This window comes from Candidatus Rickettsia tasmaniensis, assembly GCF_036857515.1.
GTDB lineage: Bacteria > Pseudomonadota > Alphaproteobacteria > Rickettsiales > Rickettsiaceae > Rickettsia > Rickettsia rickettsii.
Genome location: NZ_JAQCNX010000019.1, coordinates 22043 through 28463 on the forward strand (window position 1 = coordinate 22043; position 6421 = coordinate 28463).

Here is a 6421-nt window from a genome sequence, read left to right on the forward strand (position 1 = left end):
TGCATGGCTCAAAAAACGCGTTTGATGTCATTCCCGCTTCCACGGGAATGACACAAAACAAGCAATGCAACAAGACCACAACTAAAAGGAGTATGGTCATCTAGAAAAAGTAATAAAAAAATTCTATAAATTAGTATTAATAACATTCAATTTCAGCTAATGTTATACTTTCAGTACCTGATAATTTATAATAATCACTACTAGTAGAGTTAGGAATTGGTAAGTCAAATAATAGTGCTTTTTCTTCTTTATACGGATCAACTAAGTAAGAATTTGTAATATTTGTAACTATTGGCGATAAATAGGTTGTTGTTTCAATAAGCTTATCAATAGCATTCAGTCCGTCTTTTAATATTTTATCGACTAGTTTTTTATCTTTATAAAAAGTATTTACGGCCCCTATTAAGGTTGTTGATATCTCATATATAATAACACCGTTTTTAATTATATTGGTTATATTAGAGTCTAATTTTGCTGTTTTAGAAAAAATTAAAGAAATGACAGTAGGATATTTATTAAATACATTAGGTAGTTCTAAAAAAGTATTTACGGCTGAATAGGCAGAATTGGCTGCTTCTGAAAAACAATTAAATGCTTTGTATATGTTTTCATAATTGCTATTGCTCATAAACTTACCTCTTTTTTATATATGTAATTGCCATGTTTCATGGTAATTACATATCATACTACTAAATTAAGAAGTGTCAATATTAAAAAATTATATTTCTTCTTAGAGGATATCAGTAAATAAATTTTAATTACTAATATCCTCTAAACTCCACCTAGCTTTTGGACAGAAATTCAAAGGAGTAAATAACTTATTATTGTAACGCTCAAGTCCTGCATATGCAATCATTGCAGCATTATCGGTGCATAAGTGGATAGGTGGATAAATAAGTCGATAACCATATGTTTTAGCACAACTACTTAATATTTCTTGTAAATATTTATTAGCAGCGACACCGCCGGCAATAACTATATTCTTCTTATCAAAATTATTTGTTATTTGTTCATATGCTCTAATAGCATATTGTACCTTACTACTTAGAATTTCTCCTATAGTAAATTGAAAACTTGCCGCTATATCATTGATTACAGTGTTATTAATTTCCTTTAAATGCATTATTAAAGTACGCACGGCAGTTTTAAGCCCTGAAAAGGACATATTGCAATTACCGCTGTTAATTATAGGTTTTGGAAATTTATATTTATGAGGATCGCCAAGTTTTGCTCTTTTCTCAATTTCAGGTCCTCCGGGAAAAGCTAAGTTTAGCATTTTGGCTACCTTGTCAAAGGCTTCGCCTACAGCATCATCTATAGTAGATCCTAGTATTTTATATTTTCCGAGACCTAAAACTGCTACAAATTGGCAATGTCCGCCCGAAGCTAACAAGAGTAAATAAGGATAAGGAATATTATCGGTTAGTCTTACGGTTAAAGCATGACCTTCTAAATGATTAATTGCAATAAAGGGTTTTTTTAAAGCACTGCTTAGTGATCTTGCAAACATTGAGCCAACTATAACACCGCCGATTAAACCTGGACCAGAAGTTGCAGCAATTGTACTAATGTCCGTTAATTTAGTGTTGCTTTCTGTTAAAACATTTTTTAATGCTTTATCTAGATGCGATAAGTGAGAACGTGCAGCAATTTCAGGTACTACCCCTCCAAAAACTGCATGTTCTGTATTTTGTGAAATAATTATATTAGATAAGATTTCTCGATTTTCGGTGATTATAGAAACAGCTGTATCATCACAGCTTGATTCTATACCTAAAATTTTTATCATTCAAATTGAAACTAATTAGAGGCGTTGTTAAGTAAAAAATGATAGTTTGCGTCATTGCGAGAAGGTATTGCCCACGTGGATACCGATGTCATTCCCGCCTACGCGGGAATGACATAACAGGATCCATGTGACAACACCAACACCCGCTTGCAATCCACGATATCTATCTTTATTTAATAATGCCTAATTAGATACCTTTAAGGTATTTAACTGATTATACAGCTTATAAATAGATTGTTCGGCATCAATAATTTTTTTATTAACTATTTTTAATAGTTTTTCCGAAGGTTTTTCTGTTATTTGCGTTGCAGAACTTACTTGCTCCGCTAAATTTTTAAGTGATTCTTGTATTTCTACAAAAGATTTTTTAAATTGTTCTTTAATAGTAATAGATGATTCTTCAAGCTCTTTAATTTTTAAGCATAGATTTTCTAATAAATGATCTATTTTAGTTTGCATTAAAGTCAATTTTTGCTTTTGTTTTTTACTAAGATAGCTTAAAGTTTCTTGCATTTTTGCCTGTATACGTACTTTTGTAGTACGTTCAAGTTCTGAAGCTAAACCGATTTTACTCATTAAAAATATTATCCATTTGTGAACGTCAAAATGATACCATTTTGCACCGTTACGATAATCTGAAGGAAAAGCATGATGATAATTATGCCAATTTTCACCGAGTAAGAATAATGCCATCCACCAAATATCTCCGGCAGTGCCTTTGTAATATTTTTTACTACCGGCAAAGTGGCATAAAGAATTAACGCAGAAGGTTGCTTGCTGCTGTAGGAATCTACCGAGCCCCATAAATAAAAATCCTGCATATGCCGATTGTATAGTACCGCCGACTAAGTAACCGATAAATAAAGGCACGACAATATTCATAAAAGCTGCTATTTGCCAATAATATTTTAGCTGCCATTTTAATAAATTGTTTTTCCCGTGCTTAGCCCAAGTAATGCGATTAATAGACTTATAGCTACCGCTTCCGACTAGCATCCATCCTATATGAGACCACATAAAGCCTAAAAATTTATTATCAAATTTTAAAGGAGTATGCGGATCTTGGTCTTGATCCGTATATCTATGATGTTTATAATGATTCGATGCCCAAGATAAAGCTGGTCCTTGTAATGTTCCTGCAGACAGCATAATTAAGACAAACTCGGCATATTTATTTATTTTATAGGCATTATGAGACCATAACCTATGCAAACCGATCCCAACGGTAATATTATTAATATAATAACTAGCAATTATAAAAATAACTTCAGTTAGTCCTATTCCATAATCAAACGAATATTTAACTACAAGAGATATAATAAAAATAGGATAAAATATTAAAGCAAATAAAGCGGGCTTATTTAGTTTACTTAACATAAAATTTACAGTTTTTAGTTATAAAATATATAAATCGGCAACGAATAAAATCTTAATTATATTATACATAAATATTAGTAGATATTAACATACTTAATGCATAAATACAAAGAAAATTTTGACAATAAAATTCTAGTTATCCTTATTTAGACAATAACCGATAAAACGAACGGTTGTAATAATTAAATTGTCTTTCCCTAAGGCCTCTCTAATCCTATTTATATGAACATCTATGAGACGTTCATTAAAGGTCTCTTCACTTTCCCATAAATATTTTATTATTTCTTGACGCGAAAATACTGCATTTGGAACCTGAAAAAAGTCGTAAAATTTTAAACTCAGTAGGACCTAGACGAATATTCAGTCCGTCTTTGTATACTTTTTCAGTATTTAAATCAATATTTAGATTCTTAAATTTAATAATATTATCTTGTACAACTGACTTGGAACGTCTCAATAAGCTCTTAAAGTACCTACTATTTGCTCAGATAAGAAGGGCTTATAAAAAAATAGCACGTTATCGTCTATTTCTGTTAAACGTTATTTATTGTTATTAAAGGATTTTCTTGTAATTCTGCACTAATAATCATGATAGCAAGCGGCTGACTAAAAAAATAAGTTAATGCTTTTTCTAGAGTTGAAGCCCTCATTATATGAAATCCTGCTCTCTCTATATCATTACTTAAAGAAATATTAACACTTTTTTTATTTTTTTCTTCTATAATTAAAGCTTCAGGTAATAGCTTATCAAACACTGAATTAATCTTCATTAATATTTAGTAAATAATTAAAAATTTTTGTAATAATTTTCTAATTTATTAGGGTTTATAGCAAACTTTTTATAAAAAGAAACAAAGAAATAATAATTTTTAAAGATAATACTTGAATTTAATAGTTTTAGTTGCTATAAATAGCTTTATTTTAAAGTTTGTTTGTTGGAGATTCTTATATATCATGAGCTTTTATGAATCAGTTTGTATTATACGCCAAGACGTATCATTAAACGATATAGATAAAATCGTTGATGATTTTGCTAAAATTATTAAAGATAATAATGGCACTATCATAAAAAAAGAATATTGGGGGTTAAGAACTTTAGCTTACAAAATCGGTAATAACAAAAAAGGACATTATTATTTTTTAGGTCTAGATATTACTGGTAATGTAAAAGAAGAGCTAGAAAGAAAAATGAAGCTTAACGAAAATATCATTAGATTTCTTACAATTCAAGCAGATTCAATTAGTAGTGAACCTTCACCGATATTAAAAAATCAAAGTACAGAGAATACTCCGGTAATTGACGTAACGATTAATAATTAAATTTGTAAGAATTAAGGTTAAAGAATGTTAAAAAGTAATAATGCTAGTGAAACAGCTGCTCGCAAGGTAGGGGATAAAACTGCTAAAAAAGTATTTTTTAGAAGACGTAAAGGATGCCCTCTTTCTGTGCCTAATGCACCTGTTATTGATTATAAAAACCCTGAGCTTTTAATAAAATTTGTCTCTGAAGGCGGTAGAATGTTACCAAGCAGGATCACAAATGTTTGTGCAAAGAAACAAAGAAAGCTAAATAATGCTATTAAAATTGCAAGAATTTTAGCGTTATTACCTTTTGTATTTCAAGCTAAATAAAGGCATAATACATGGAAATTATATTAATAAAACCCGTAAGAAAATTAGGTAAAATTGGCGACATACTCAAAGTAGCAGACGGGTTTGGTCGTAATTATCTTTTACCGCAAAAATTAGCTATTAGAGCTACTGAGCCTAATAAAGAGCTAATAGTTAAACAAAAACACGAATTTGAAGCAAAAGATAAGCAAATAAGAGAAGAAGTAGAAAAAATTAATGCTCTTATTAAAGATCAAAAATTAGTTTTTATCCGTCAAACATCAGATGACGGTAAACTTTTCGGTTCGGTTACTAATAAAGAAATAGCCGATAAATTATCTGAAAATGTATCTTATAATATTTCTCATTCAAATATTATTCTTGATAAACAAATTAAATCTACCGGAATTTATACAGTTGAAATAAGACTCCATGCAGAGCTTAATGCTATAGTTACGGTTATTGTTGCAAGATCAGAATCAGAAGCACAAGATTATTTACACGAACAAAAGACTGAAACTTCAGAAGATTTAGCTGAGTCAGCATAAATTTTCTTTATCATCTAATTGTGTGGTTTTTTGTTACCATTGCAAAAGCAGAGCATTATTGTTGTATGGATTGAGAAACTTGCTCGATGTCATTACCGCGTAGTGTAGGCGGGCATCCAGCATAAAGTGAGATAAATCGAGTTTTTAATTTCAAAAATTTGCTGTATTTATACTTTTTTTCTGGATTCCTGCTTTCGCAGGAATGACATAAGAGCCATGCAACAACGTCCCGCCTACGCGGAAATGACATACTACTACGTTTGACCACAATATCCAAACACTTTACAATACTAACATTTTTCAACCATGCTATATGAAAAATTTGAGTATAATATCAATAATCTAATAGGTAATTTTGGCTTATCTAAAATATCGATTGCAGTATCTGGTGGGAGCGATTCGGTAGCACTTCTTTATCTTGCTAATATTTGGGCAGAAAAAAATAATATAGAATTATTTGTTATATCGGTTGATCATAACTTACGGGAACAGTCGAAGCAAGAGACCCATTATATCCAAAATATCAGTAATAGTCTAAATCGCAAGCATTATAGTTTATCTTTTGACCATCAAAATAATTTTTCCAATTTACAAGAAAGAGCAAGAGAAGGACGCTATGATTTGATGACAAATCTATGTCTAGAACTCGATATATTAGTACTTTTAACTGCTCACCATGAAGATGATTACGTAGAAAATTTTTGTTTAAGATTAGAGCGTAATAGCGGTATATTTGGACTTAGTAGCAGTAATATCAATTGGTATAATAATATACAAATAATTAGACCGCTATATAATATTCCAAAAAGTGAATTAGTAGAATATTTAGTCAGTCATAATATAAAATGGTTTGAAGATGAGTCAAATTCATCTGATAAATATAGACGAAATGTTATTAGGCAAAAATTAGCTAAAGGTGCAGATTATATTAGACATCTTTCCAAACCAGCTTATAGAGAGGAATTTAAAGGAGACACGGAACGCAGCACTGCAGCGTACACAGGCGTAGGTGAGGAGGCATTGTTGCGTGGATCAATTTTATCTCTGTCACCCCGTGGCTTGACCACGGGGTCCATAAAAATAATAAAAAGTACTA

At 30.6% G+C, this 6421-nt stretch carries 9 protein-coding genes; 4 read left to right on the forward strand and 5 right to left on the reverse strand.

The window, feature by feature from the left end:
• Positions 1-136: 136 nt before the first annotated feature.
• From O6R16_RS04820 to O6R16_RS04840, 5 genes are all read right to left on the reverse strand, one after another.
• Positions 137-628 (reverse strand): DUF5424 family protein, encoded by a 492-nt coding sequence (locus O6R16_RS04820; protein ID WP_499680236.1) that lies wholly within the window; start codon positions 626-628, stop codon positions 137-139.
• A 126-nt stretch (positions 629-754) separates the two neighbouring features.
• Positions 755-1789: a tRNA (adenosine(37)-N6)-threonylcarbamoyltransferase complex transferase subunit TsaD gene (tsaD, locus tag O6R16_RS04825; RefSeq protein WP_499680237.1), complete on the reverse strand. Its 1035-nt coding sequence runs from the start codon at positions 1787-1789 to the stop codon at positions 755-757.
• A 183-nt stretch (positions 1790-1972) separates the two neighbouring features.
• Complete coding sequence (locus O6R16_RS04830) at positions 1973-3166, reverse strand: fatty acid desaturase (RefSeq protein WP_499680238.1); 1194 nt, start codon at positions 3164-3166, stop codon at positions 1973-1975.
• 132 nt (positions 3167-3298) lie between these two features.
• Entirely contained in the window at positions 3299-3508 is a 210-nt protein-coding gene (locus O6R16_RS04835; protein WP_499680244.1) for a winged helix-turn-helix domain-containing protein, read from the reverse strand.
• A gap of 191 nt (positions 3509-3699) precedes the next feature.
• Positions 3700-3936: a hypothetical protein gene (locus tag O6R16_RS04840; protein WP_499680239.1), complete on the reverse strand. Its 237-nt coding sequence runs from the start codon at positions 3934-3936 to the stop codon at positions 3700-3702.
• A 184-nt stretch (positions 3937-4120) separates the two neighbouring features.
• On the opposite strand from O6R16_RS04840, the gene rpsF reads away from it, so the two are divergent.
• From rpsF to tilS, 4 genes are all read left to right on the forward strand, one after another.
• Positions 4121-4486 (forward strand): 30S ribosomal protein S6, encoded by a 366-nt coding sequence (gene rpsF / locus O6R16_RS04845; protein WP_499680240.1) that lies wholly within the window; start codon positions 4121-4123, stop codon positions 4484-4486.
• Positions 4487-4510: 24 nt separating this feature from the next.
• The gene (gene rpsR / locus O6R16_RS04850) at positions 4511-4798 is read left to right on the forward strand and encodes a 30S ribosomal protein S18 (protein WP_014120459.1); all 288 of its coding nucleotides are present in this window, start codon (positions 4511-4513) and stop codon (positions 4796-4798) included.
• 11 nt (positions 4799-4809) lie between these two features.
• Positions 4810-5325, forward strand: a complete 516-nt coding sequence (gene rplI / locus O6R16_RS04855; RefSeq protein ID WP_499680241.1) for a 50S ribosomal protein L9 — start codon at positions 4810-4812, stop codon at positions 5323-5325.
• A 306-nt stretch (positions 5326-5631) separates the two neighbouring features.
• A partial coding sequence (gene tilS / locus O6R16_RS04860) for a tRNA lysidine(34) synthetase TilS (RefSeq protein ID WP_499680242.1) occupies positions 5632-6421 on the forward strand: 790 nt, incomplete at its 3' end.